The organism is Intestinibacillus sp. NTUH-41-i26 (genome assembly GCF_032769475.1).
Lineage (GTDB): Bacteria > Bacillota > Clostridia > Oscillospirales > Butyricicoccaceae > Agathobaculum > Agathobaculum ammoniilyticum.
On the sequence record NZ_CP136477.1, the window covers coordinates 2,834,441 to 2,859,055 of the forward strand.

The window sequence follows — 24,615 nt, forward strand, 5'->3', positions numbered from 1 at the left end:
CCGTTCTTACAGCAGGCCCTTTAGCCTTGCGCGGTACATCGCAACAATGGTTTTCGCGTCGCGTATCTCATCCCGCGCGATCATGGCCTCCACCTCGGCGATGGGCAGGCGCACCACCTCGACGAATTCGTCCTCGTCCGGCTGCATCTCTCCCTCGGTCAGGTCGAGCGCCGCGAACAGATGCACCACCTCGGTCAGGAAACCGGGCGAGGGGTACTGCGCGCCAAGCGGCACGATGCGGCCGGCCGTGCAGCCAGTCTCCTCCTTCAGCTCCCGCGCGCCGCACGCGGTGAAGTCCTCCGCCCCGTGGTCGAGCTTGCCGGCCGGTATCTCCAGCAGCTCGGTATCATACGGATAGCGGAACTGCCTCACCAGAATGATGTTGCCCGACCGGTCGACCGGCAGCACGCCCACGCCGCCGACATGCTCGCACACCTCGCGCCGCGCCCTCCTGCCGTTTGGCAGCAGGACCTCGTCCAGCCGCGCTTTCATGATCTTCCCTTCAAAAAAATACTGGTGGGAAAGCTGTTTCTCTCTCATATCCATCTCTTATGCTCCCTTTCTCACGGCGTGCCGAAGCAGCGCAGAATATAGGCGGTTTCCGGCGGCACCGTGACATGGATGCCGCGGCTGTCCGCGCGGTCGAATTCCGCCCCGTCCAGCATATCAACCGCATAGACTGCGCGCGCATGGGTGCGCACCGCATGGTGGCCGCGGTTGACCAGGATCAGCAGGCGGGAATGCTCGGTTTCCCGCTCGTACTGCAGCAGCGCGCCCTCGCAGCGAAGGAAGCGCAGCCCGCCGCGCGCGAGCGTGTCGCTGTCCGCGCGCAGCGCGCACAGCTTGCGGTAAAAGCCCAGCAGCGCGCGGTCCTCCGCGCCCCATGGATAGGTACGGCGGTTGAATGGGTCCTCAAAGCCCTGCCGCCCTGCCTCGTCCCCATAGTAAATGGTGGGCGAGCCGGGCATGGTGAACTGGATGACCGCGGCCAGCCGCAGCCGCCGCTGCGCGCTTTCCAGCCGGTCTGGTGGGAGCGCATAATGCGCGCGTCCGTCGCGGTCCATGTGCCACTCCTCTTCGGACACACCGAGGATGGTAAGCGCACGCGCGGTATCGTGCGTGCCGATCACATTCATCAGGTTATAAAACACATCGCGCGGATAATTTTCGCGAATGCACTCCATGGTTTCCGCGAAATGCTCGGCCGTTCCGCCGTTCAGGAACGCCAGGATCGCGTCGCGCAACGGGTAGTTCATGACCGAGTCCAGCTCGCCGCCCTGGAAATACCGGCGGCGTTCGGAATAGGCGATTTTGTTGGAGGCGTCCTCCCACACCTCGCCGATGATGAGCGCATCCGGCTTTTCCTGCTTGGCCGCCGCGTTCAGGCGCCGGATAAAGGCGTCCGGCAGCTCGTCGGCCACGTCGAGCCGCCAGCCGGAGGCGCCCAAGCGCAGCCAGCGGCGGATGACGCTGTCCTCGTTGTCAATGATATAGTCGAGATAACTCTCGTCCATCTCGCGCACCTGCGGCAGCGTATAAATGCCCCACCAGGAGCCGTATTGGTCCGGCCACTGTTGAAAATCAAACCAGCGGTAATAGGGCGATTCTTGCGACTGGTGCGCGCCTACGCTGTCATACCGGCCGCGGCCGTTGAAATAGCGGCTGTCGTAGCCCGTGTGGTTGAACACACCGTCCAATACGACGCGCATGCCGCGCGCCGCCGCCTCCACGCACAGCGTCTGGAAGTCCTCCTCGCTGCCGAGCAGGGGATCGACGCGCTTGTAGTCGCCTGTGTCATAGCGGTGGTTGGAATACGCCTGGAAGATCGGATTGAAATAAATCGTGCGCACATGCAGGCTCTCGAGGTAATCCAGCTTTTCGATCACACCGCGCAGCGTGCCGCCGAAAAAATCGTTATTGAGGATCTCGCCGTTCCCATCCGGCTGATAAACCGGAATGTCGTCCCAGTTCTCATGCAGCACGCGCGGCGCGACGCCCTCGCCCTCGGGCTGGACGGGCATTCTGTCCCGACAGAAGCGGTCCGGAAAGATATTGTAGGTAATGCCTTCCCCAAACCAGGAGGGAGGCCGGTACGCCGGATCGTAGACCGTGAGCTGATATTTGTCCCCCAGGGTGTCCAGAATCTCGCAGCGGCCGCCATAGCCACGCATGGCGTACACCGGACCGTCCGAGCCGTCTACCGTGAAGTAGTACCAGTACAGCCCCGCGTGATCGGGCGTGAACGACGTGCTGTACCGGTCCCGCGCGCCAGCCAGCCCATACCAGCGCATCGGGAACGCTTCCGGCTGACCGCCATCCTCCTCGACCCACAGTGTCACATACTGGATGCCGCGCTCGCGCCTGGGATAAACAGAAAACTCGACCGTTTCCCCTGCCTTTACCGCGCCGTAGGGCTTCTTGCAGGCAAGCTCACGGGAGTGGAACATACAATCGGGAATGGCTTTCAAAAACAGTTCCCCCAAACATAAAAACTCTTTATATAGTATAGCACAAAACGGCCTGCCGGTAAACAAAAAACGGCCTGTACGGTCGTTTTGTTCACAATCTCTTCACTGTTTTGCCGCAGGTGCGGCGCTCTCCCCCACAGAAAAAAGGGCTGCCCGCAGGCAACCCCTTTCCCTTGTTGTGTTTTTTTAAAATGCAAAGTTTGTTTTGACGCGCCAGATATTCTGCGCATATTCCGCGACCGAGCGGTCCGCGGCGAAACGGCCGGAATTGGCAATATTCATCAGGGACATATAGTTCCAGTTCTCCGGCCGGCGGTACATCTCGCCCACGCGCTCCTGCGCGACCGCGTAGGAGGAGAAGTCCTTCAGGCTCATATACCGGTCGGCCGGCCCGCCGTTGCCGCCGTGCAGCAGCAGGTTCGCCAGGTCGGTATAATCCACCCCATCGCCAAAGCCGTGGATCATATGATCCATCACGCGCTTGATGACCGGATCGTTCTGGTAGATCAGCATAGGCTCATAGTTGCCGGAAGCGGCGAGCGCCTCGGCCTCGGGCGTTTCCATGCCGAAAATGAAGATATTCTCGCGGCCCACGGCCTCGCAGATCTCCACGTTGGCGCCGTCCATCGTGCCGATGGTCAGCGCGCCGTTCATCATGAACTTCATGTTGCCCGTGCCGGAGGCTTCCTTGCCCGCGATCGAGATCTGCTCGGAGATCTCCGCGGCCGGCATGATCATTTCCGCCAAGGAGACCTTGTAATCCTCGATGAACACAACCTTGAGCTTATCCCCGATATCCGGATCGTTGTTAATCATATTGGCGATCGAATGGATGAGCTGGATGGTCTTTTTCGCCACCGCATAGCCCGGCGCGGCCTTGGAGCCGAAAACAAACGTGCGCGGCACGAAGTCCATGCCCGGGTTATCCTTGAGCTTGTGGTACAGCGAGATAATATGCAGAATGTTGAGCATCTGGCGCTTGTACTCATGCAGGCGCTTGACCTGCACGTCGAAAATCGAGTCCATGTTGACCTCGATGCCGTTATGCTCCTTAATATACTCCGCCAGGCGCAGCTTGTTGTCGCGCTTGATCTGGCCGAGCTGGGCGAGCAGCGCCTTATCCTCGCCATAGTTGGCGAGTACCTGTAGCTCGGAGGGGTGCTTGCGGTAGCCCTTGCCGATCTTGCTCTCGATCAGCGCGGCCAGCTTCGGGTTGGCCTCGCACAGCCAGCGGCGGTGCGCAATGCCGTTGGTAACGTTGCGGAACTTCGCCGGATAGATCGTGTAGAAATCCTTGAACACGCGCTCCTTGAGGATGTCTGAATGCAGCGCGGACACGCCGTTGATCGAGAACGAGCCGGCGATGGCCAGATGCGCCATGCGGACGATCCCGTCCGACACGATGGCGAGCCTGGAGATCTTCTGGAAATCGTTCGGGAAGTAGTTCCACAGGTCCCGACAGAAGCGCTCGTTGATCTCGTGGATGATCTGCATGATGCGCGGCATCAGCTCCTGCACGAGCGATACCGGCCAGCACTCCAGCGCCTCGGGCATGACCGTATGGTTGGTATAGGCGACCGACTGGCTGGTGATGTTCCACGCATTTTCCCAGGACATATCGTTATCGTCCATCAGAATACGCATCAGCTCGGGGATGACCAGCGTCGGATGGGTGTCGTTGATGTGCAGCACATGCTTGTGCGCAAAGTTGGCGAGCGTGCCGTACTTGGCCTTGTGCTTGGCACAGATATCCTGCAGCGTCGCCGAAACCAGAAAATACTGCTGCTTCAGGCGCAGGGACTGGCCCTCGCGATGGTTATCCTCCGGATACAGGACCATGGAGATCGTCTCCGCCATGGCGTGCTTTTCCAGCGCCTTGAGGTATTCGCCGGAGGAGAACAGCTTCATATCCAGCGCAATCGGGCTTTTTGCCTCCCACAGGCGCAGGCGCGCGATGTTGCCCGTATCATAGCCCGAGATCGGCATATCATACGGCACCGCCAGCACCGGCGTGTAATCGTGGTATTCCACGACCAGCTTTCCGTTTTCGTCAAAATGGGTATCGATCGTACCGCCGATCCTGACCTCGCGGGTATCGTCCATGGCCGGTATCTGCCATACGTCGCCGGAAGCGAGCCAGGAATCCGGCAGCTCCACCTGCTGCCCGTCCTCGATCTTCTGCTTGAAGATGCCGTGCTCATAGCGGATGGAGTAGCCTGTGCCGCGCACGCCCGTAGTGGCCATACCGTCCATATAGCAGGCGGCCAGGCGGCCCAGGCCGCCGTTGCCGAGGCCGGGGTCGGCCTCCTGCTCGAAGATATCGGCCATCTCGTAGCCCATTTCCTTGAGCGCCGCGGTCAATTCGTCCAGCATGCCCAGATTATAAGCGTTGTTGCGCAGGCTGCGGCCGACAAGAAATTCCATGCACAGGTAATGCACCTGCCGCTCCCCATATTTTTCGACCTCGTTCTGGGTCTGGATCATATGCTCGGTCAGCGCGTCGCGGACAACGAGCGCGCAGGCCTCATAAATCTGATCCTTGGTGGCGTCCGCCACTTCGCAGGCAAAATGCCGCTGCAGCTTGCCGGCGATGGCCTCTTTCAGCGCATTCTTGGTGTACAGGTTCTTTGGCATGGTATCTCTTGTCTCCTCACTTAATTTGCTTTGCGGGTTTTACCACCCCAGGGCAGAGTGGTAAACCTCTATGTATTTATCAGCCGAGCTGCCCCAGCTGAAGTCGCTCTTCATGCCCTGGAGCATCAATTTGTTCCACGCGGGCTTGTTATAGCGGAACACGCCGCAGGCCTCGCGGATCACATGCAGCATGTCATGCGCGTTATAGCTGGCGAAGGTGAAGCCGTTGCCCGTGCCGGCGTAATCGACAAACGCCTGCACGGTGTCCTTCAGGCCGCCGGTCTCACGCACGATCGGGATGGTGCCGTAGCGCAGCGAGATCATCTGCGCCAGCCCGCACGGTTCGAATTTGGACGGCATCAGGAACATGTCGCAGCCGCCGTAAATGCGGTTGGCCAAGTCGCCCGAGAACATGATGGACGCGGAGATCTTGGCCGGATAGCGGCGCTTGGCCTCCAGGAACATCTGCTCGTACCGCCAGTCGCCTTTGCCCAGCACGATCAGCCGCAGGTCGTCGGACAGGATATCGTGCAGCACGGCTTCGATCAGGTCCAGGCCCTTCTGGTCCACAAAACGGGTGACCATGCCGATGACCGGCGTGTTCTCGTCGCCCTCCAGGCCGCAGAGCTTGAGCAGCTCGAGCTTGTTGACCGTCTTGTCCTCCGGATTGCGCGGCCCGTAGTTTTTGAACAGCTTGGGGTCGGTTTCCGGATTGAACGCATCCATATCGATGCCGTTGAGGATTCCGTGCAGCTTGTAGCTGTTCATGCGCAGCACGGAATCCAGGCGGTAGCCATAATACTCGGTCTGTATCTCGGCCGCGTAGGTAGGCGAAACCGTTGTGACCGCGGTGGAGGCCACGATCGCGGCCTTCATCAGGTTGACGTCCCCGTCCATCGCCATGAAGCCGGAGCGGAAATGCGCGTCGTCGATGCCAAGCACATACTCGAGGATCTCGCGGCCGTAGCGGCCCTGGTACTGGATATTGTGGATGGTGAACACGGTCTTGATATTCTCATAGAAGGGGCGCGCGGAGAACATCAGGTTATAGTACACCGGCACCAGCGCGGATTGCCAGTCGTTGCAGTTGATGACATCCGGCTTCCATTCCAGGTCGGGCAGTACCTCGAGTACCGCCTTGGAAAAATAGGCGAAGCGCTCCGCGTCGTCATACTCGCCATAGACTTGGCCACGGGCGAAATAGTACTCGTTGTCGATGAAATAGAAAGTCACGCCATCCAACTCATAGCGGAACACACCGCAGTACTGGTTACGCCAGCCCAAACGCACATAGGCGTTTTTCAGGTAATAAAACTTTTCCCGCCATTCCTGGCCGATCGACGAATACAGGGGGCAGAACACGCGCACGTCGTGTCCCTTTGCCGCGAGGGCCTTGGGCAGAGAGCCCGCGACATCGCCCAAGCCGCCGGTTTTTACAAACGGGGCGCATTCGCTGGTAACGTACATGATTTTCATAAGAGCCGAGCCTCCCCAATAGGCGGCGCGAAAGCGGGGAGAGGCCCCCGCTTCCGTACCTCGGTATTTTCATTATACTAAATTCTGTCTCCCTGCAATATAGGGAAATTCAACGAACATTTCTCGCTTTACAGCCTCATTTTGGCCTTTTTGTCATGGTTTTAACAATTTCTTGATCAAACTGTAGCGTTTTTGGCAATCGTGATCGGGTAGTTCTCATGGCCCATCATGGTGCGTCCGTTGCGGACGATGACGTTGCGATCCGTGATCACATGGCGCAGCGACGCGTCGGACAGGATACGCCCGCCCTCCATGATGATGCAGTCCTCGACCTTTGCGCCCTTTTCGATCACCACGTCGCGGAACAGGATGCAGTTTTTCACATAGCCCTCGATCGTACAGCCGTCCGCGATCAGGCTGTCCTCCACCTCGGCCTTGTCGCCATAATACGCGGGCGCCTCGTCCTTGATGCGGGTCAGGATCGGGCGGGTGCGCAGAAACACCTCGTCCCGCACCTCCTTATCGAGCATATCCATGTTCGAGCGGAAATAATCGAACGTATCCTCGATCTTGACCGCGTATTCGTTGAACAGGTAGCCGGCGACCGTGCCGTCCATCTGCGCGCGGGTCAGGAACTCGCGCTCGAAGTGGATGCAGTTGTGTGTAACGCAGTCGGAGAGCATGTGGATGAGGTACTGGCGGCTCATCACATAGATGCCGAGCGAGGTGTGCTTGCACTTGCCCTCGTTGGAATCGCCCACGCGGATATCGACCGCTTCCTTTTTGCGGTTCAGCTCAACATAGGTCGCATACGGGGAATCCTTCTGCTTCTTGGTGCAGACCATGGTCAGGTCCGCGCCGGATTTGATATGCCGGTCGAGTACGTCGTCCAGCGGGACGTTGGCGACGATATCGCCGTCCGCGACCACAACGTAATCCGCCTTGTTTTTCTGCAGGAAATCGACCGCGCCGGCCAGCGCGTCGATCTTGCCGCGGTACTCGCCGGTGACGAGCGGCGAGGCCTTGCGCGCATACGAATACGGCGGCAGCAGGGTGACGCCCGAGTTCTTGCGGGACAGGTCCCAGTCCTTTGCGTTGCTGATGTGGTCGATCAGGGACTGATACTTGTCCTTCATCAGCACGCCGATGCGGTAAATCCCGGAATTGACCATATTGGACAGCATAAAATCGATGATGCGGTACCGGCCGCCCCACTGCACCGCGCCCACCGTGCGGTGCTCGGTGATCTCACGCAGATCGTTGTCATTGTCAAACGCAATGATGATGCCTAAAACACTGTTCATCATGTCCGCCCCCTTAAATCATGTCCGGCAGGTCTTCGTCTGCCATTTCCTTCGCTGCCAGCTTGGCGCCGCGTCCGATGCGCACGCCCTCTGCGACAACGGCAACGCCCCATTTTTCCACGTCGCCATCCGACGGGCTGCCTCCGACGACCGCGTCCTTGGCGATCACGGCGTTCTCCGCCACGATCGAATACTGCACGGTCGCGCCCTCTTCCACAACCGCGCCCGGCATAAGGATGGAGTACTCGACCTTTGCCCCCCTTGCGATCTTCACATCCGAGAACAGCACGGATTCGGAAACGTCGCCCGCGATCTCACAGCCCTCGGAAAGCAGCGTGTGCTTGACGACCGCGTCCTTGGCCGTAAAGTGCGGGGGCGAGCCCGTGGTGCGGCCGTAGATCTTCCAGCTATCGTCCTTGAGGTTGAGTCCGGAATTCGGCGAGAGCAGGTCCATGTTGGCTTCCCACAGGGATTCGATCGTGCCGACGTCCTTCCAGTAGCCCTCGAACCGATAGGAGACCATCTTCTCCCCGTTGCCCAGCATGGTCGGAATGATATCCTTGCCGAAGTCGTTGGAGGACTTCTTGTTCTCCTCGTCCTCGATCAGATACTGGCGCAGCTTTTTCCAGGAGAAGATATAAATGCCCATGGACGCCAGCGTGGACTTCGGGTTCTTGGGCTTTTCCTCGAATTCATAGATCGTGCCGTCCGGCTTGCAGTTCATGATGCCGAAGCGGGACGCCTCGGCCAGCGGCACGTCCAGCACCGCGATGGTCGCGTCCGCGCCGGTCTGCTTGTGCTGCTGCAGCATCTTGTTGTAGTTCATCTTGTAGATATGGTCGCCTGAAAGGATCAGCACATATTCGGGGTCGTACTCGTCGATAAATGCGATATTCTGGTAGATCGCGTTCGCCGTACCCTTGTACCACTCGGAGGCCTTGCCCTTCTGGTACGGCGGCAGGACGTACACGCCGCCGCGCAGGCGGTCGAGGTCCCAGGTCTGGCCCGAACCGATATAGGCGTTGAGCACATGCGGCTCGTACTGCGTGAGTACGCCCACCGTATCAATGCCCGAATTGGTGCAGTTGGACAGCGGGAAGTCGATAATGCGGTACTTGCCCCCAAACGGTACCGCGGGCTTGGCGACGTTCTTCGTCAGCACATACAGGCGGCTGCCCTGTCCACCTGCGAGCAGCATGGCCACGCATTCTTTTTTCCGATACATTGATGACTCTCCTTTTTCTGCGGTTTACTCTATATATGCCGTGGGAACGGCATTTTTCCTACTTTTCCCCGTCCGGACGGACAGCCGGCGCCTTTTCCGCCGGTTTGGCGACCGCCCGCGTGCCGGTCTTGGCAACGGCTTTTTCGCCCGTTTTCGCCACTGCCCTGGTGCCGGTTGCCCGCACTGCGCGCGTCCCCGTCTTGGCGACCGCCTTGGACGTTTTGCCCTTTTGGGCTTCCGCGGCTTTCTTGGCCGCTTCGATCTCGGCCTTGGTGCGGCGCTTGGCGCGCGGCTTGCCCTTGAAGAACAGCACGCCGAACCGCGGAATCTGGATCCTGATGGACTGCTCCTGCCCGTGCAGCGGCTTGTTTTCGCTCCTCACCCTGCCGTTGGACAGGCCGCTGCCGCCGAATTCCGTCCTGTCCGAGGTAAAGATTTCCTCATAGCTGCCCGCGAACGGCACGCCGATGCGGTAGACCTCCTGCATCTCCGGCGAGAAGTTGACCACGATCACGATATCGCTTCCATCTGCCGCGATCCGCCGGAACGCAATGATGTTATTGCGGTTGTCCTCATGACTGATCCATTCAAAGCCGCGCCAGTCGGTATCCTGCTCCCAGAGCTGCGGCGTTTCCAGATAGAAATGGTTGAGCGCCTTAACATAGGTCTGCATCTGCTTATGCGCCGGATAATCCAGCAGCATCCAATCCAGCCCGCGCTGATAGGCCCATTCGGAGAACTGCGCGAATTCGCCGCCCATGAACAGCATCTTCTTGCCCGGGTGCGCGGCCATGTAGCCGTACAGCGCACGCAGGCCGCCGAATTTATTCTCATACGGGTCGGGCATCTTGCCGATCAGCGAGGACTTTCCATGCACCACCTCGTCATGCGACAGCGGGAGGATATAATTCTCCGAAAACGCGTACATGAACGAGAACGTGATCTTGTCGTGCATATCCTTGCGGAAGAACGGATCCGCCGAGCAGTAGCACAGCATGTCGTTCATCCAGCCCATGTTCCACTTGAAATTGAAGCCCAGGCCGCCGTCGTAGCCCGGCTTGGTGACCATCGGCCAGGCGGTGGATTCCTCCGCGATCATCATGACGTCCGGATGGTCGGTCAGGATATACTCGTTGAGCAGGCGCAGGAAATCGATGGCTTCCAGGTTCTCGCGGCCGCCGTGGATATTGGGGCGCCATTCATGCTGGCGGTTGTAATCCAGATACAGCATGGAGGCGACCGCGTCCACGCGAAGGCCGTCCATATGGAATTTTTCGATCCAGAACATCGCGGAGGAGAACAGCAGGTTGCGCGTGGACACCTTGCCGTAATCGAACACGCGCGTCCCCCATTCCTTGTGCTCCATCTTGAGCGGGTCGGCGTATTCGTACAGATACGAGCCGTCAAACTCGACCAGCCCGCATCCATCCTTGGGGAAATGCGCCGGCACCCAGTCCATGATGACGCCGATGCCGGCCTGGTGCGCCTTGTCGATCAGGTACATCAGATCCTTGGGCGTACCGTAGCGGCTTGTCGCCGCGAAATAGCCGATGACCTGATACCCCCACGAACCGTCGAACGGGTATTCGGTCAGGGGCATGAATTCGATATGGGTATAGCCCATTTCCTTGACATAGGGTACCAGCTCGTCCGCAAGCTGGCGGTAGGAATAGAAGTTCCCGTCCTCATGCAGCTTCCAGGAGCCGAGATGGCATTCGTAAATATTCACCGGACTGGAGTAGGGCAGATGGCTTTTGCGCCATTCCATCCAGGAGGTGTCGCTCCATTCGTAGCCCTCGATGTCGAACACCTTGGAGGCGTTGCCCGGGCGGGTTTCGGCGTGGAAGCCGTAGGGATCGGATTTATCGAACACATCGCCCGATTTTGCCCATACGCTATACTTATATGCGGCATATTCCGGAACATGCGGGATAAATTTTTCCCAGATGCCCTGCTCGTCCCGCTCCATGTAATCCACTTCACGGTCCCAGCCGTTGAATTCGCCCATGACCGAAACCTTTTCGGCCTCCGGCGCGTAAACACGGAACAGGTATCCTGGTTCGCCGTCCTGCACCAGCGGGTGCGCGCCCATATAGTCATACGCGCGGCAGTCTCTTCCCGAATAGAAGAGCTTACTCCGCTTCCCGCCGGCCGGCGATGCGCTTTTCTTCTTCATATTGCATCCTCTCCCTCTTATAAACCGCTAAAACAAGCCTTTTTCCATTTTTTTACGATTTTTTGTCTATTTCGCTTGTTTTTCCGCAGCAAGCCTGGCTTTAGTTGGATATAGTATACATCAACAGAGAAAAAAAGTCCAGCAATTTTACACAATTACCAGACTTTTTTAATGAAAATTTTGTTCGGTTTCAACAGCTTTTGTCGGGAAATGTTGAGATAATGCACAATATCCCTATGTTCTGTTCAGAAAATGTTCCGGCGTATCATATCCAGCGCGGTGGAGGCCGCCTGCATGCGCACACGGTCGCGCCCGTTCATGGACTTCATCTTACGGGTGTAGTTCCGCCCCTTGTGCCATACGCTGATGTACACCAGGCCGACCGGCTTGTCGTCAGTCCCGCCGCCCGGTCCGGCCACGCCCGTGATGCCCACGCCCACATCCGCGCCCAGCGCCTGCGCCACGCCCGCGGCCATCTGCTCGGCCACCTCGGGCGACACCGCACCGACCGTATCCAGCGTCTCCTTCCGGACGCCCAGCAGGCGCGTCTTGACCTCGTTAGCATAGGAGCATACGCCGCCCAGATAATACACCGAGCAGCCCGGCACGTCCGTGATGCGCTTGGACAGCAGCCCGCCCGTGCAGCTTTCCGCCACGGCGAGCGTCAGGCCGCGCGCCCGCAGTCCGTCGCCCACGACCTGCTCCAGCGAATCCACATCCACGCCGTACACATCCTCGCCCAGCAGGCCGCAGATCTTTTCCACAACCGGCGCGAGCAGCTTTTCGCATTCCTCCGGCGTGTCCGCCTTGGCGGTCACGCGCGCGAAGCACTCCGAGGTCTTGGCGTAGGGCGCGATAGTTGGGTTTTTGCTCTCGGCCATCATGTCGTGCAGAATGGTTTCCATATTGCTCTCACCCAGGCCGAACACGCGGATATTGCGCGAGACGATGCAGCCGCCCGCGAACTTGTACAGGTAGGGCATCGCGCATTCCTTCCACATGGGGTTGCACTCGCGCGGGGGGCCGGGCAGCATGATGACATGCTTGCCATACGCCTCGAACGCGCAGCCCGGGGCGGTCCCCCATTCGTTGACGAACACGGTGCAGCCCTCGGGCAGCCAGGCCTGTTTTTCGTTGTTCGGCGTCATCTCTCGGCCAATGGTCTGGAAAAAGCCCTTGATGCGGTCGAGCGAGGGCTGGTGCAACGCCATCTTTTTCCCGAAGACCGAGGCTAGCGTTTCCTTTGTCAGGTCGTCGAGCGTGGGGCCGAGGCCGCCGGTGGTGATGATGATGTCCGCGCGGTCGCGCGCCGTTTCGACCACATGGCGCAGGCGAGCCGGATTGTCTCCGACCACGGTCTGGTAAAATACGTTGATGCCAAGCTCGCTCAGTCCCTGCGAGATGAGCTGCGCATCCGTGTTGACAATGTCGCCGAGCAGGATCTCGGTTCCGACGGCGATCAGTTCTGCATTCATAACTGCTTCTCCTTTCGCGCCGTAGCGCGCATAAAATCGGTTTGCGCCATGCGCAAACCATCAAAACCCGCGACATGTGCGTGGGTTTTGATACCTCGACTTAGCCGCCTTGGGCGGCGTCTTTCGTATATAGGGGGCTTTTGAAGCCCCCTATACTCACGGCAGATGGATGATCTCCACCCCCGCGACCGCCTCTTCCACCAGCGCGTCCACCTCCAGGCGGCTTTCCGCCTCGAGTATTTTCGGCATTTTGGGCTTGGTGTTCGGGTGCTTGGGGGTGAACACCGTACAGCAGTCCTCATAGGGCAGGATGGAGGTTTCAAAGGTGTCGATCTTACGCGCGATGGTCACGATCTCCTCCTTGTCCATGCCGATGCACGGGCGGAACACGGGCAGCCCGCACACCGCGCCGGTCACGGCCATCGCGGGCATGGTCTGGCTGGCCACCTGGCCGAGCGACTCGCCCGTGATCAGCGCGCCGCAGCCATATTCCACGGCGACCCTTTCCGCAATGCGCATCATGAAGCGCCGCATGATGAGCGTAAACAGCTCCTCATGGCACTTTTCGCGGATCTCCTCCTGGATCCTGGTGAACGGCACCACCATCACGCTCATGCGGCCGCACCACACGGTCAGCTTGCGCCCCAGCTCGAGTACCTTCTCCTTGGCGCGCTCCGAGGTGTAGGGATAGCTGAAGAAATGGATGCCCACCAGCTCCAGGCCGCGCTTGGCCATCATCCAGCCCGCAACCGGACTGTCGATGCCGCCGGACAGCAGCAGCGCGGCCCTGCCATTCGAGCCGATCGGCATACCGCCCGCGCCCGGCTCGGGGCCGGCATGCACAAAGGCGTACTTTTCACGCATTTCGACATGCACGGTCAGGTCGGGGCAGTGCATATCCGGTTTGACCGCCGGAAAACGGTCGGCCAGCTCGCCCCCGACCCGCTGGCTGATCTCGGTCGAGGTCATAGGGAATTTTTTGTCCCCGCGCTTGGTTTCCACCTTAAAAGTCCCTGCCTGCGCAAAGCGCGGCGCCAGATAGGACTGCGCGGTCTCGATCACGCTTTCGAGCGTCTTTTCCGGACACACGGCTGCGCGCGAGATAGTCGCGAAGCCGAATACATGCCGCGCGCAGTCCATGACCGCGTCCGCGTCGGCCTCCTCCGGCACCTCGACGTACACGACCGACTGCCGCATGGAAATCCCACAGTCCGCGACGTGCTTCATGCGCCGCGACAGGTTTTTGAGCAGCCGGTCCTCAAAGGTTTTGCGGTTGAGGCCCTTGAGGACGATCTCCCCGCATTTAAGCAATAATACTTCCTTCATACGATCTCCTTTTATTTTTTATGTATCAAACCCGCTACTGGTCCACCGGAAACGGCCGCAGCGCCGCGAACTAGACAAACGCAATGAGGAGCAACACGCCGTAAAGCCCTGTCATCCCGCTGGGGGTATACTCCCGCCCGTTCCGGTCCATCAGCAGGATATAGCTCAGGTAACCCACGCAGAGCCAAGCGTCCAGCAGCCAGGGGTACTCCGCAAAAAAGCACGCCAACACCAGCGCCCCGCCGATCCCAGAACCCAGCACGATCGGAAACAGCACCCTGCATCCAACCCTGCCGCCGTAATGCCCGCCAAATGTCAGCCAGCCGAACCACGCAGGCGAGCCACAGTACCGCCGCAAGGCCGTACTGCCGCGCCGGATACCGCCCCGCTTTCATGCGCCCACCTCGGACTGTACGACCGCGCCGGACGAGGCGACCGGCACATAGACCATGAAGCGACGCCCGTCCTTCTCCGCGGAAAATGCGTAGTGGCCAAGCGCTCGGTCCGCCACCGTCGCATTCTCGTAGAACCCCATGCGGCCGCGGCCGTCCTCCTCCCACAGACTGTTGCCGTGCGAAATGCCCTCGTGCGCGAGCTGCTCATACCCCATCCCGCACGCGAGCTGCTCCGCCTGCGCCAGTGGGATGGGCCGCACGGCGAGGAAGTAGCCCGCTGTGCAGAGCAGCATGCTCAGTGCAATCAGGAACAGCCCCCGCCCGACGCGCGAGCTGTTCCGGATGGACAACAGCGATTCCAACCCCGCAGCGGCGAACAGGCCGATCGTCAAGCAGCCCAGCAGCAGGCCATGCATCCCCCCATGGATCTGGAGCAGGATCACCGCGACGTCGATTACGGCGCCCGCGATGTGGGCTCTGGGCGATACCGCGGCCGACCACCGGCGATTTTCCGGCTTTTTCCGAAGCTCAACCGCAAGCAGCGCCGCCCCCCATATCACAAGGATCGCAAAAGCGATCTGTCCCCCGCCGAGCAGCGCGCCGCCATACCACACACGGTCCGCCACCGGAAGCGCAACACACAGCGCGGCCAGCAGCGCCACACTGACCGCGGAAAGTAGCTTCCCTTTCTTTGCCACGGCTGTCCTCCCCCTTTTCCCCAGGCGACGCGCTTACCGGCGCAGCATCCGCACACCCTTCTGCGCCGCGCGGATAAACGCGTCCACATCTTCGGTTGTATTGCACGGCGCGAACGAGACGCGCAGAGCGCTGTCCGTGCGCTCTTTCGGCAGGCCGAGCGCGCGCAGCACCCCGCTCTGCCTGCCCTTGGAGCAGGCGGACCCACTCGAAACGTACACGTCGTCGCTTTCGAGTACGCGCAGCATAACCTCGCTTTTGCAGCCCGGCAGCGACAGGTTGACCACATGCGGGATATCCCCCGCGCCGTTGAACGCCGCGTCCGGCAGGGACGCCGCCACCTGTTCCCTGAGATAAGCCGCGAGCGCTGCCACATACGCATAATCCTCGTCAAAACGCGCCATGCGGATCTCACACGCCCTGGCGAACGCCGCGATATTTGGCAGCGCCTCGGTCCCCGGACGCAGCCCCTTTTCCTGCCCGCCGCCGAACATCAGCGGCGGCAGGCGCAGCCCCTTCCTGACATACAGCGCGCCGATACCCTTGGGCGCGCCAATCTTGTGTCCGGAAACGCTCATCAAATCGCACTTCCACTTTTTAGGCGCGAGGGGTACGCGGCACAGCCCCTGTACCGCGTCGATGTGAAACAGCGCCTGCGGCGCCTTGACCTTGAGCAGCGCCCCCAGCTCGGCCACGGGCTGCACCGTGCCGATCTCATTGTTGACCAGTTGGCAGGACAGCAGGACCGTGTCCTCGGTCAGCGCCGCTTCCAGCGCCGCAGCCGTAATATGGCCGGTCGCGTCCGGCGCGAGGAACGCCACGTCAAACCCCTCGGCCGCAAGCTGTCTGCAGGTGTTAAGGGTGGCCGCGTGCTCGATTTCGGTGGTGATGACACGCCCCTTTTTGTGGCGGTTGAGGTGGGAAACACCGCGCAAGCTGATATTGGTGCTCTCCGTGCCGCAGGAGGTAAAGTACGTCTCCTCCGGCAGGCAGCCCAGCGCTGAAGCGACCGTCCTGCGGCTGTCCTCCAGCAGACGCGACGCTTCTATCCCCATCCTGTGCAGGCTCGACGGATTGCCGAACGCTTCGCACATGGCGCGCAGCGCGGCGTCAGCCGCCTCGGGCAGCACGCGCGTCGTCGCCGCGTTGTCCAGATAATGCATGCTCGTTAACTCCTTATGATTGCTTTACGCAATTATTTTACATCGCCGGCCGGCCTTTTACAAGCCAAAACCCGCAAAATCAGGATTGAAAAGCGTGCTCCCCTATGCTATACTTTATCTGTATGACATGCGGAAAGCATGCGCAAGTGCAAGAAAGGAATGAACTCCTATGCCAGGTAAGGTGATCCTCGGCGCGCAGTGGGGCGACGAGGGCAAGGGTAAATTTATCGATATTTTCGCGGGCAGGGCCGATCTGGTCGTACGCAGCCAGGGCGGCAACAACGCGGGCCACACGGTCGTCGCGGGCGGCGAAAAATACAAGCTGCAGCTCATCCCCTCGGGCATCCTGTATCCGGCGTGCGTCAATGTGATCGGGCCGGGCGTGGTCGTCAACCCCAAGGCGGTCTTGGGCGAAATCGACGGCCTGCACGAAAAGGGCGTTTCGACTGACAAGCTGTTCATCGACGCCCGCTGCCATTGTATCCTGCCGTGGCACCTGGAACTGGACGCGCTGAGCGAGGCCGAAAAGGCCAAGGATGGCACCGCCATCGGCACGACCAAAAAGGGCATCGGCCCGACCTATATGGATAAATCCGAGCGCAGCGGCGTACGCATGCATGATTTTGTCGATCCGGACCGGTTCGAAACCGTCGTCCGCGAGGCGTGCGCGTACAAAAACCGCGTGATTACGGGCGTGTACGGCGGCGAGCCGATCGACGCGGACGCGGTCGTCGCGGAATACCGCGCCTACGCCGAGCGCCTGCGCCCCTATGTGACCGACACCTCGCTCCTGACCTGGGAAGCGGTTCAGGCTGGCAAGGAGGTGCTGTTCGAGGGCGCGCAGGGTACGCTGCTCGACCTGGATATGGGTACCTATCCGTTCGTCACCTCGTCGCATCCGGTAGCGGGCGGCTGCTGCATCGGCTCGGGCGTCGGCCCGACCGCGGTGCGCAGCATCATGGGCATATTCAAGTCCTACACAACCCGCGTGGGCGAGGGTCCGTTCCCGACCGAGCTGTTCGACGACACCGGTGATTACATCCGGAATGCCGGCGGCGAATTCGGCACGGTCACCGGCCGCCCGCGCCGCACCGGCTGGTTCGACGCGGTTGTGGCGCGCTACGCGGTGCGTGTCAACGGCATGACTGAGGCCGTAATCAACAAGATCGACCCGCTGCGCGGCCTGCCCAAGCTCAAGGTGTGCGTGGCCTACCGGCTGAAGAACGGCGAAACCGTCACCGAGCTGCCCGCCAATTTCCTGGCGCTGGACGGCTGCGAGCCTGTGTACGAGGAGTTCGACGGCTTTGACGAGGATATCACGGACTGCCGCTCGTTTGCCGAGCTGCCGCAGACCGTGCAGAGCTACATCCGCGAGCTGGAGCGCCTGATCGGCTGCCCGATCACCATGCTGGGCGTTGGACCGGCGCGCGACCAGGTCATCGAGCTGGCCTGACGGACGCATAATAAAAACGGCTGCTTTCGCAGCCGTTTTCTTTATCCTACCGTTTTTCGCCCGTTTCCTCCTGCACCGTCAGCACATACGAGCCGTCCCGCTCCTCCGGCGCGATGCTGCCCCGGCACTCCCACCGGCCCTGCCGCCCGTCCTGCCTCACCACGCGGTCTGCGCGGCAGACCGGACGCCCGGCCCCGTCATACAGGGTCAGGGTGACCCGCATGCCCGCGCCCTGCTCTGGGGAAAGATGGTCCCGCTCGCAGGAGCGGCCCGCAAAAAACGCAAAAACCGCCAGCAGCGCCGCCGCCAGTATCCTCTTTAACGCTCCGCCGCATGGCGTACGCCGCTTTTCGCCGTTCATCCGCGCCCCTCCTTTTTTTCAGTATAGCATGCTGCAATTATTTTTACAAGATATTTTGCAAGATAAATAATCATGTAAAATGCGCGCGTATATTCACCGCTTCATTGCACTTATAATATGGAGTAAGGGAGTAAGGCGGTGAAAAAATGTTTCAAGTCAAAAAGACGGAATATGTCAACAAAACCTTTCGCATGCCGCGCGAGCTGGTGCAGGAGCTGGAATCGGTCGCGCAGCAGAAGGACGTGTCCCTCAACCAGCTCGTCACCCAATGCTGCCAATACGCGCTTGACCATCTGGATACCGATGAAACCTGAGGAGAGTTTTTATGGAGCTGATCACCGAACGTCTGACGCTGCGCCCCTTCCGTGAGGACGATACCGAGGCCCTCTACGCCTATTCCAAGGACGAGCCGGTCGGCCGGAATGCGGGCTGGAAGCCGCACGAAAGCCTGCTGGAATCGAGCGACATCCTGCACCTTGTCTTTCTTGACCAGCCGAGCGTGTGGGCGGTCGAACGCAGGGGCGACCGCCGCCTGATGGGTTCGGTGGGCCTGATTGCAGACTCCGCGCGGCAGTACGGCTCGGCCCGCTCGCTCGGCTACGCGCTCGGTGTGGATTATTGGGGGCAGGGCTATATGACCGAGGCGGTGCGGGCGGTCCTCCGCTTCGGCTTTGAGCAGATGGCGCTCGACCTGATCTCGGCCACCTGCTATCCGGACAACCCAGCCTCCCGCCGCGTGCTGGAAAAATGCGGCTTTGCATACGAGGGGACGCTGCACCGCGCGGAGCTGCTCTATAACGGCGAGATCAAGGACCACCTGCACTTTTACCTGACGCACGAAGCGGCCGCACGGGCCGGCCTGTGAACAAAAAATAATTTTCGCTTACATTTCCCCACAAAATATGCTATAATCTTATATAGAACAGCCGAGTTTTATAACGCAGAAGTGCGGAACGCTTCCGCATCAGCCATATTTGCGAGGAGGAATAAAATGTATCACACGGGCGAATTCATCGTTTACGGGACCAGCGGCGTCTGTGAGGTGACCGCGGTGGGACAGCCTGCTTTCGCCAGGGACGAGGGCCGCCTTTACTACACCCTCACGCCCGTATACGGCACGGAAACCATCTATATACCGGTCGATTCCCCGGTGTTCATGCGTCCGGTCATTTCCAGGGAGCAGGCCGAAGCGCTGATCGAATCCATCCCCGCTATTGAGGAGGATAGCTTCACCACCCACAGCCTCCGGCTGGCGAGCGAGCACTACCAGGCCGCGCTGCAGAGCCACGACTGTCATGAGCTGGTGCAGCTGATTAAGACGGTGTACGCCAAATCCCGGCGCAACGGCCGGCGCGTCAGCCAGATCGACCAGCGCTACCGCAAGCGCGCGGAAGATCTGCTGCATAGCGAACTGGCGGTCGCTCTCGGTATCCCGCTCAAGGAGGTGCAGCCCTATATCGCCCGCTCAATCGCATCGCACAAGACATGCGTTCACGCATAACAGAAACCCTGCCGCAGCCGCGGCAGGGTTTTTTCAGCGCCGCCCCCGAACAGGACGGCGTTTGTTCACTTTCAGGCTTTTTTGGAGCTTGCGGATGCACTCTCTGCACACCCGTTTGCCCCTGAAATCGACGACCTCCAGCGACTCGCCGCAGAACAGGCATGCCGGCTGGAATTTGGTCAGGCGGATCTCACCGCCCGCCATACTGATCTGCAGCAGGTCGTCGCGCGCGATATCCATAGTCCGGCGCAGCTCCATCGGCAGTACGATCCGCCCCAGATTGTCCACTTTTCTCACAATCCCCGTAGCTTTCATATTTATCACCTTTATCACCCAGTATCAGTATACTGCCCGCGGCTTTATATGTCAATTGCAAACATCTATTTGATAATGCAGTATCAATTCGATTACATTACCCTATACTAAAAGGGTGATGAAAATGATAGCAACAGCCGAACGCATCAAGACGCTGCGTGAAAATTTCGGCCTGTCGCAAGCCGAGCTTGCGGGCCGCCTGGATATCACGCGCTCCAGCGTGAACGCCTGGGAAATGGGCATCAGTGTCCCCAGCACGCAGTATATCGTCGAACTGGCGCAGCTTTTTGGGGTGTCGACCGATTTTATTCTCTGCGTACCGCAAACGCAGACCATCTCCATCGATGGCCTGACGGGCGATGATATCGCCCTGGTCCACCAGCTCGTCACGCACCTCCGGCGCAAAAACCAGCGTCCCGAATGAACGCCGGACGCGGCTCCCCGTCCTCAAAAAACGAAAAAACCGTCACTTTCGTGACGGTTTTTCACTGGTGGGGTTGGCGGGGCTCGAACCCACGACCTCTCGCGTGTGAGGGGCAGCACATATTATTGCAGAAATCCGCATGATATCTGTATTTCTTAAAAGCCAGACCAATCCCTGTTGCAACATTTTTGCAACGTATCCCAGCCCATCCAGCTGGGGCTTTCCTGTGTCCAAATTGAACCCCTTAATTTACAATTCACTCCGAAAGCTCAAACACCTGCACTACCCGTTCAACCCTATCGATCGACACGACCACCATCAACTCGGACAGCGCGTAACATAGCCCTATTCATTAGGGTGTGGAAAATATATAAAACTAACGCATCAATATTTGTTCAACAACAAATTAATCATTTCATAATATTGTTTAGCACGCAATGATTAAGGATTCTTAATCATATCATATTAATTATCCCTCCACATATCAGATCATTTACTGTCATAGCGGTTTTCTTATCAGAAGCAATGAATTTGAACTCGTCATAATTTTCTTTTAAAATACAAAGAGCTTCATCAATATTGGTAACCTTTTTGTCGACAACACAAACTATTACTTCGTTTGTGAAAATGAAAATATAATCATACAAATGCTCTATATAACTTATAAGTAAATTTGTGTCATATAATGCAGAATGTGCAATTTGATTTCTTATCCTATATAGACGTTGAATTTGCCAAGTTAATCTCTCTTTATGTTCATCTATCCTATTTGCTAAAGTTTTTATATCGCTAAGAAGGCTTTGAATCTGGACCAATCGTTGTGAAAGCAAACTATTAACTGAACATTTTTCAATATATCGAGCCAACTGAAGCGGATCATTAATTTCAGTCATAATCTTTTTTACACTTTCTGCGCGATTAACCTTATCTCCTGTTCCACTCATTACAAATCCCAAATCTACTTCGCATCGAATACAATCCTCAATAAAGTTCTTAATTATTCGAAACAAGTATCGCTTACAATGTGCTTGTGGTAAAACATTTTTTACTGCTGAAATTATATCATTATAAATTTGCGTCCGTGTAAGTGACTCAAGTGCAACCCACGCATTCATAAATTTCTCTTCTTGAAGAAGAGATGCTTGGCTCATATTGGTATATCCAAATGAATTTAATATTCTTTCTTTTATTGCTTGATTATCTTGCACCAAAAGCGAGCATGTCCTTGCAAACACCTTGTTCGAACTATCAATCGAATTATATGTCTTATATAAATCATTAGGATGAATCGTCCGATTTTCTTTTGTTTGCTTATTCAAGACATGAATTTTAATATCTTTTAAATCCCAATACTCTATAAAGTTATAAAAGCTTAAAATATTTAAAGAATCTGAAATCCCCCTAATTGCCTTATGGGCTGCAGAATAATCGTCATATGCACTAACTTTCATTAACATGTAGCGTCTTTTGGGTGATAATTTGTCTGCAAAATCAGGGTAATCCTCTTTAAAATCGTCGCAACTTTTTATTTCAACGCCTAATCTAGATAAATTTCGGAAAACTGTGCCAGTATCGCCTTCTGATTTGATTTTAAAAAATGTGTTTATTAAAATAATACGTTCTTGTTCTTCTGAGTAAAATATTTTACTAACGAATTTTTCCCACTTTATATTAATTTCTTCCGATTCAAGGAGAATGTTCACGCAATTAAACAATTCACTACTGGACCAACCATGCTGAATGGCTATGCTAACCATACAATTTGTTAAATTCATGATTTCTTTTTCACTACCATCGTTAATTGCAGTACGTAGATCAGTTAACAGGTTTTCAATATATGAAGCATCTAGTTTTGTAATTACATTTTTCAAATGGGCAATTATCCTTTTAAGGTCACTATCCTTTGAACCCAATCCAGAAAGATTCCGGCGAAGCATATGTAAAATAGTAGGATAATGTTTTTCCAAAGTATTATCATGATTTATAATATATAATGTCTCTGCTAAACATTGTTGAATGTTGCTATATGATAAATAAATCTTTGCCAAAGTTTTTTCTGCTACATCTACTGTCTCTTGTAAAATATTGAGTGTATTAAAGATTTTGTTTTTATAGGTATCTATAGTCCATCGATACGTCAATTCCTGCCATACCTGATAAAATAGCACTAGTTTAGGATCCAGACCACGATCAATTAGCTGTCGATTATTACTTTTAGATAGCATTTTTCTCTCTCCTTGAATCTAGTTTATATTTTGCAACATCATTGACAAAGGGAAAAAAGATGTTATAATATATACACAATAAAAAACATAGTTTGTTATTGTACCAATATTAAAAGAGCTTGGGTTTTGTGGCGAGGACTTACCATCCCACACAGGATTACAAGCTCTTTTTCATATTATACTTCAACATTCCTTTTTTTACAAATACATTAATCTTATAAATAAAATTAACAGCCCCGGCCATCCGGCCGGGGCTTTCCCGTGTCCAACTTGAACACCGTTATTTGTTCGTCGCACGATACGCAACGATCGCCGCCTGCAGCGCCTCATGGCGCATGTTGACGTCGTCCGGATTATCCGCCGTGCCGCCGTTGATCGCGCCGCTGTCCAGCATCTCCCGTACCGCCTGCTTCCAGTAGTCCGGCACGTCGCTGATTGTCTTGTACAGCGGGTTTGCCTTGTCGTACATCGCTTCAAATTCTTTCTGGGTCATAGTATCGTCCTCCTCATCCTGTACCGTTTTACCAAAGCCCTCGGCCACGCCGTCTGCAATGGCCTTTGCGATAGCGTCAAACTTTGCGCCATACAGCGCCATGTCGTCCCTGTCGTCAATAAAACAGGTCTCCACCAGCGCATGGGATACCCCGCGCTTAAAGACATGCTTGAGTACGGCAAGCCCACTTGAGCGCTTGACGCCGCGATCAGTAAAGCCCAGCGCACAGACGCGCCGCAGGATCGCCTGCTCCACGCCTACGCCCTGCTCATTCGTATGCACAAAGATCTCCGTACCCGTCGTGCGGCCGTTGCCTTTCGGGTCATTTGCCGCGCTGTTGAGGTGGAACTCCAGCACATAGGAGATGCCGGAAAGCGGCAGGCTGCCGCCCTGCGTCACTACCTTGTAAGCGTCCTTGCTCTGGTCGTACAGTGCGACCTCAAAGCCGTAACTCCGCAGCAGCGGCGCAACCGCGTTCGCCATGCGCCGCGTCTCCACCGCCTCCGTATAGCCGCAGCCAACCGCGCCGCTGTCATATGGCGTGCCGCCGTGTCCGGCAATCAAAAGGATTTTCAAAAAAATCACCTCAGTTTCAATCTACAATAAAAAGCCCCGCCTTGACACAGACGGGGCTTGTGGTATAATATCTATACAAAGAGGCGCTGTCGGCAGACGGCTGACCCGAGGTAATTGCTACAAAGTAGCCGCTAACTCTTGGTCGGAGGGGCGGCTACTTTGCATATGTAACAAAAATGTGTAACAAGATTGCTGCACATATTGAAATCCTTGCGAATCTCAAGCCCATATGCACCACCCCTTTCTCAAGGAGTGGTCAACCGCCCGCCGCTGGGAACGACAGCGCCCGACATATTATACCATCGCACGCCGCCCTGTGTCAATTTGCCGCCTTTGGGCGGCTTTTATTTTGCTTTTCTCGCTTCTCTAAGCGCTTTATCTGCTTCAATCGCCGGTGCTGTAAAGCTGTTGTTTTTCCACCACGCCACTACTGCGGCGATCACAGTCCATAGCGTCGTCACAATGGTTTCCACCTGCGCGTCCTCAATTGGCAGAACAGCGATACCGCACATACTAAGTACCTGATTGATCAGCGCAAGCGCCAAAATGATGGTTCTCGCCAAGGTTCCCGATGTGATTTTCATGTGTCATAACCCCTTTCGCAGTCGCACTCTATAATTTTTACATACATTCCAACGCGTTCCATCAGCTTTGCAATGGTCCCGTTCCCTCCCAGCGCATTATACTGTTTGTACAACAGTGACAGATTGTCCATTTCATCCGCTGTGATCTGCTCGGCCTTTAAGTAGTGGAGGCATTCAAATAAAAGCCTGTCATGCAGGATCGCTAAAATCGAAGCTGTAATCGTGTCCTGCCACGCCTTATGCCGTCTTGCCCGCTTTCGCAGCAACTTTGCCACACCCAGTATCGCAGCCCCCACCGCTGAAAGTTGCGCCCAGTATTCTTTGATAAGTTCCATCGGTAAGTGG

General features: G+C 57.0%; 23 protein-coding genes. 5 read left to right on the forward strand and 18 right to left on the reverse strand.

Annotated elements, in window-relative coordinates:
• Positions 1 to 6: 6 nt before the first annotated feature.
• The 12 genes from RX717_RS14730 to RX717_RS14785 all read right to left on the reverse strand — a co-directional run bounded on the left by RX717_RS14730 (position 7) and on the right by RX717_RS14785 (position 16,338).
• Positions 7 to 546, reverse strand: coding sequence for an NUDIX domain-containing protein (locus tag RX717_RS14730; protein WP_107631497.1), 540 nt, complete (start codon positions 544 to 546; stop codon positions 7 to 9).
• Between the two features lie 17 nt (positions 547 to 563).
• The gene (locus RX717_RS14735; RefSeq protein WP_147573794.1) at positions 564 to 2,468 is read right to left on the reverse strand and encodes a glycoside hydrolase family 13 protein; all 1,905 of its coding nucleotides are present in this window, start codon (positions 2,466 to 2,468) and stop codon (positions 564 to 566) included.
• Positions 2,469 to 2,654: 186 nt separating this feature from the next.
• The gene (locus RX717_RS14740; protein ID WP_054327399.1) at positions 2,655 to 5,102 is read right to left on the reverse strand and encodes a glycogen/starch/alpha-glucan phosphorylase; all 2,448 of its coding nucleotides are present in this window, start codon (positions 5,100 to 5,102) and stop codon (positions 2,655 to 2,657) included.
• Positions 5,103 to 5,141: 39 nt separating this feature from the next.
• On the reverse strand, positions 5,142 to 6,578 hold the full coding sequence (gene glgA / locus RX717_RS14745; protein WP_107631495.1) for a glycogen synthase GlgA: 1,437 nt from the start codon (positions 6,576 to 6,578) through the stop codon (positions 5,142 to 5,144).
• A 176-nt stretch (positions 6,579 to 6,754) separates the two neighbouring features.
• Positions 6,755 to 7,885, reverse strand: a complete 1,131-nt coding sequence (gene glgD / locus RX717_RS14750; protein ID WP_107631494.1) for a glucose-1-phosphate adenylyltransferase subunit GlgD — start codon at positions 7,883 to 7,885, stop codon at positions 6,755 to 6,757.
• Positions 7,886 to 7,895: 10 nt separating this feature from the next.
• Complete coding sequence (locus RX717_RS14755; protein ID WP_054327396.1) at positions 7,896 to 9,107, reverse strand: glucose-1-phosphate adenylyltransferase; 1,212 nt, start codon at positions 9,105 to 9,107, stop codon at positions 7,896 to 7,898.
• A gap of 58 nt (positions 9,108 to 9,165) precedes the next feature.
• Positions 9,166 to 11,283 (reverse strand): 1,4-alpha-glucan branching protein GlgB, encoded by a 2,118-nt coding sequence (gene glgB / locus RX717_RS14760; protein ID WP_107631493.1) that lies wholly within the window; start codon positions 11,281 to 11,283, stop codon positions 9,166 to 9,168.
• A 245-nt stretch (positions 11,284 to 11,528) separates the two neighbouring features.
• Positions 11,529 to 12,758, reverse strand: coding sequence for a competence/damage-inducible protein A (locus RX717_RS14765; RefSeq protein ID WP_054327395.1), 1,230 nt, complete (start codon positions 12,756 to 12,758; stop codon positions 11,529 to 11,531).
• A 156-nt stretch (positions 12,759 to 12,914) separates the two neighbouring features.
• Positions 12,915 to 14,084, reverse strand: a complete 1,170-nt coding sequence (thiI, locus tag RX717_RS14770) for a tRNA uracil 4-sulfurtransferase ThiI (RefSeq protein ID WP_054327394.1) — start codon at positions 14,082 to 14,084, stop codon at positions 12,915 to 12,917.
• A gap of 70 nt (positions 14,085 to 14,154) precedes the next feature.
• Positions 14,155 to 14,442: a hypothetical protein gene (locus RX717_RS14775; protein WP_159068150.1), complete on the reverse strand. Its 288-nt coding sequence runs from the start codon at positions 14,440 to 14,442 to the stop codon at positions 14,155 to 14,157.
• A gap of 33 nt (positions 14,443 to 14,475) precedes the next feature.
• Entirely contained in the window at positions 14,476 to 15,177 is a 702-nt protein-coding gene (locus RX717_RS14780; RefSeq protein ID WP_107631490.1) for a hypothetical protein, read from the reverse strand.
• A 33-nt stretch (positions 15,178 to 15,210) separates the two neighbouring features.
• On the reverse strand, positions 15,211 to 16,338 hold the full coding sequence (locus RX717_RS14785) for a cysteine desulfurase family protein (RefSeq protein WP_054327391.1): 1,128 nt from the start codon (positions 16,336 to 16,338) through the stop codon (positions 15,211 to 15,213).
• A gap of 169 nt (positions 16,339 to 16,507) precedes the next feature.
• Here RX717_RS14785 and RX717_RS14790 point away from each other — a divergent pair, with 169 nt between their 5' ends.
• Entirely contained in the window at positions 16,508 to 17,791 is a 1,284-nt protein-coding gene (locus RX717_RS14790; protein ID WP_054327390.1) for an adenylosuccinate synthase, read from the forward strand.
• Between the two features lie 46 nt (positions 17,792 to 17,837).
• Here the strand turns inward: RX717_RS14790 and RX717_RS14795 are convergent, their stop codons facing one another.
• Positions 17,838 to 18,152 carry a hypothetical protein gene (locus tag RX717_RS14795; RefSeq protein ID WP_107631489.1) on the reverse strand — a complete coding sequence of 105 codons (315 nt, stop codon included), beginning with the start codon at positions 18,150 to 18,152 and terminating at the stop codon, positions 17,838 to 17,840.
• Between the two features lie 146 nt (positions 18,153 to 18,298).
• Here RX717_RS14795 and RX717_RS14800 point away from each other — a divergent pair, with 146 nt between their 5' ends.
• From RX717_RS14800 to RX717_RS14810, 3 genes are all read left to right on the forward strand, one after another.
• Positions 18,299 to 18,466 (forward strand): hypothetical protein, encoded by a 168-nt coding sequence (locus RX717_RS14800; protein ID WP_162838363.1) that lies wholly within the window; start codon positions 18,299 to 18,301, stop codon positions 18,464 to 18,466.
• Between the two features lie 11 nt (positions 18,467 to 18,477).
• A complete protein-coding gene (locus RX717_RS14805; RefSeq protein ID WP_107631488.1) occupies positions 18,478 to 19,017 on the forward strand; it encodes a GNAT family N-acetyltransferase in 540 nt (179 codons plus the stop codon).
• A gap of 126 nt (positions 19,018 to 19,143) precedes the next feature.
• Complete coding sequence (locus tag RX717_RS14810; protein ID WP_054327388.1) at positions 19,144 to 19,653, forward strand: CarD family transcriptional regulator; 510 nt, start codon at positions 19,144 to 19,146, stop codon at positions 19,651 to 19,653.
• Positions 19,654 to 19,686: 33 nt separating this feature from the next.
• Here RX717_RS14810 and RX717_RS14815 read toward each other — a convergent pair whose 3' ends face one another.
• Positions 19,687 to 19,968 (reverse strand): AbrB/MazE/SpoVT family DNA-binding domain-containing protein, encoded by a 282-nt coding sequence (locus RX717_RS14815; RefSeq protein WP_107631487.1) that lies wholly within the window; start codon positions 19,966 to 19,968, stop codon positions 19,687 to 19,689.
• Between the two features lie 124 nt (positions 19,969 to 20,092).
• On the opposite strand from RX717_RS14815, the gene RX717_RS14820 reads away from it, so the two are divergent.
• Entirely contained in the window at positions 20,093 to 20,392 is a 300-nt protein-coding gene (locus tag RX717_RS14820) for a helix-turn-helix domain-containing protein (RefSeq protein WP_054327386.1), read from the forward strand.
• A 455-nt stretch (positions 20,393 to 20,847) separates the two neighbouring features.
• On the opposite strand, the gene RX717_RS14825 is transcribed toward RX717_RS14820, so the two are convergent.
• The 4 genes from RX717_RS14825 to RX717_RS14840 all read right to left on the reverse strand — a co-directional run bounded on the left by RX717_RS14825 (position 20,848) and on the right by RX717_RS14840 (position 24,545).
• Positions 20,848 to 22,617, reverse strand: a complete 1,770-nt coding sequence (locus tag RX717_RS14825) for a hypothetical protein (RefSeq protein WP_316960412.1) — start codon at positions 22,615 to 22,617, stop codon at positions 20,848 to 20,850.
• A 280-nt stretch (positions 22,618 to 22,897) separates the two neighbouring features.
• Positions 22,898 to 23,686 carry an N-acetylmuramoyl-L-alanine amidase gene (locus tag RX717_RS14830; RefSeq protein ID WP_316960413.1) on the reverse strand — a complete coding sequence of 263 codons (789 nt, stop codon included), beginning with the start codon at positions 23,684 to 23,686 and terminating at the stop codon, positions 22,898 to 22,900.
• A 344-nt stretch (positions 23,687 to 24,030) separates the two neighbouring features.
• Complete coding sequence (locus RX717_RS14835) at positions 24,031 to 24,270, reverse strand: phage holin (RefSeq protein WP_316960414.1); 240 nt, start codon at positions 24,268 to 24,270, stop codon at positions 24,031 to 24,033.
• Positions 24,267 to 24,545, reverse strand: a complete 279-nt coding sequence (locus RX717_RS14840) for a hypothetical protein (RefSeq protein ID WP_316960415.1) — start codon at positions 24,543 to 24,545, stop codon at positions 24,267 to 24,269. The genes RX717_RS14835 and RX717_RS14840 overlap by 4 nt, the downstream gene beginning before the upstream one ends.
• Positions 24,546 to 24,615 lie beyond the last annotated feature (70 nt).

Excerpts from the sequence above, each read along its gene's own strand:
- RX717_RS14790 (WP_054327390.1), top strand. The coding sequence starts at position 16,508 with ATGCCAGGTAAGGTGATCCTCGGCGCGCAGTGGGGCGACGAGGGCAAG.
- RX717_RS14825 (WP_316960412.1), bottom strand. The coding sequence starts at position 22,617 with ATGCTATCTAAAAGTAATAATCGACAGCTAATTGATCGTGGTCTGGAT.
- RX717_RS14755 (WP_054327396.1), bottom strand. The coding sequence starts at position 9,107 with ATGTATCGGAAAAAAGAATGCGTGGCCATGCTGCTCGCAGGTGGACAG.
- RX717_RS14740 (WP_054327399.1), bottom strand. The coding sequence starts at position 5,102 with ATGCCAAAGAACCTGTACACCAAGAATGCGCTGAAAGAGGCCATCGCC.
- glgA (WP_107631495.1), bottom strand. The coding sequence starts at position 6,578 with ATGAAAATCATGTACGTTACCAGCGAATGCGCCCCGTTTGTAAAAACC.
- RX717_RS14805 (WP_107631488.1), top strand. The coding sequence starts at position 18,478 with ATGGAGCTGATCACCGAACGTCTGACGCTGCGCCCCTTCCGTGAGGAC.
- RX717_RS14815 (WP_107631487.1), bottom strand. The coding sequence starts at position 19,968 with ATGAAAGCTACGGGGATTGTGAGAAAAGTGGACAATCTGGGGCGGATC.
- RX717_RS14785 (WP_054327391.1), bottom strand. The coding sequence starts at position 16,338 with ATGCATTATCTGGACAACGCGGCGACGACGCGCGTGCTGCCCGAGGCG.
- glgD (WP_107631494.1), bottom strand. The coding sequence starts at position 7,885 with ATGATGAACAGTGTTTTAGGCATCATCATTGCGTTTGACAATGACAAC.
- RX717_RS14810 (WP_054327388.1), top strand. The coding sequence starts at position 19,144 with ATGTATCACACGGGCGAATTCATCGTTTACGGGACCAGCGGCGTCTGT.
- RX717_RS14730 (WP_107631497.1), bottom strand. The coding sequence starts at position 546 with ATGGATATGAGAGAGAAACAGCTTTCCCACCAGTATTTTTTTGAAGGG.
- RX717_RS14835 (WP_316960414.1), bottom strand. The coding sequence starts at position 24,270 with ATGAAAATCACATCGGGAACCTTGGCGAGAACCATCATTTTGGCGCTT.
- glgB (WP_107631493.1), bottom strand. The coding sequence starts at position 11,283 with ATGAAGAAGAAAAGCGCATCGCCGGCCGGCGGGAAGCGGAGTAAGCTC.
- RX717_RS14800 (WP_162838363.1), top strand. The coding sequence starts at position 18,299 with ATGTTTCAAGTCAAAAAGACGGAATATGTCAACAAAACCTTTCGCATG.
- RX717_RS14765 (WP_054327395.1), bottom strand. The coding sequence starts at position 12,758 with ATGAATGCAGAACTGATCGCCGTCGGAACCGAGATCCTGCTCGGCGAC.
- RX717_RS14820 (WP_054327386.1), top strand. The coding sequence starts at position 20,093 with ATGATAGCAACAGCCGAACGCATCAAGACGCTGCGTGAAAATTTCGGC.
- thiI (WP_054327394.1), bottom strand. The coding sequence starts at position 14,084 with ATGAAGGAAGTATTATTGCTTAAATGCGGGGAGATCGTCCTCAAGGGC.
- RX717_RS14795 (WP_107631489.1), bottom strand. The coding sequence starts at position 18,152 with ATGAACGGCGAAAAGCGGCGTACGCCATGCGGCGGAGCGTTAAAGAGG.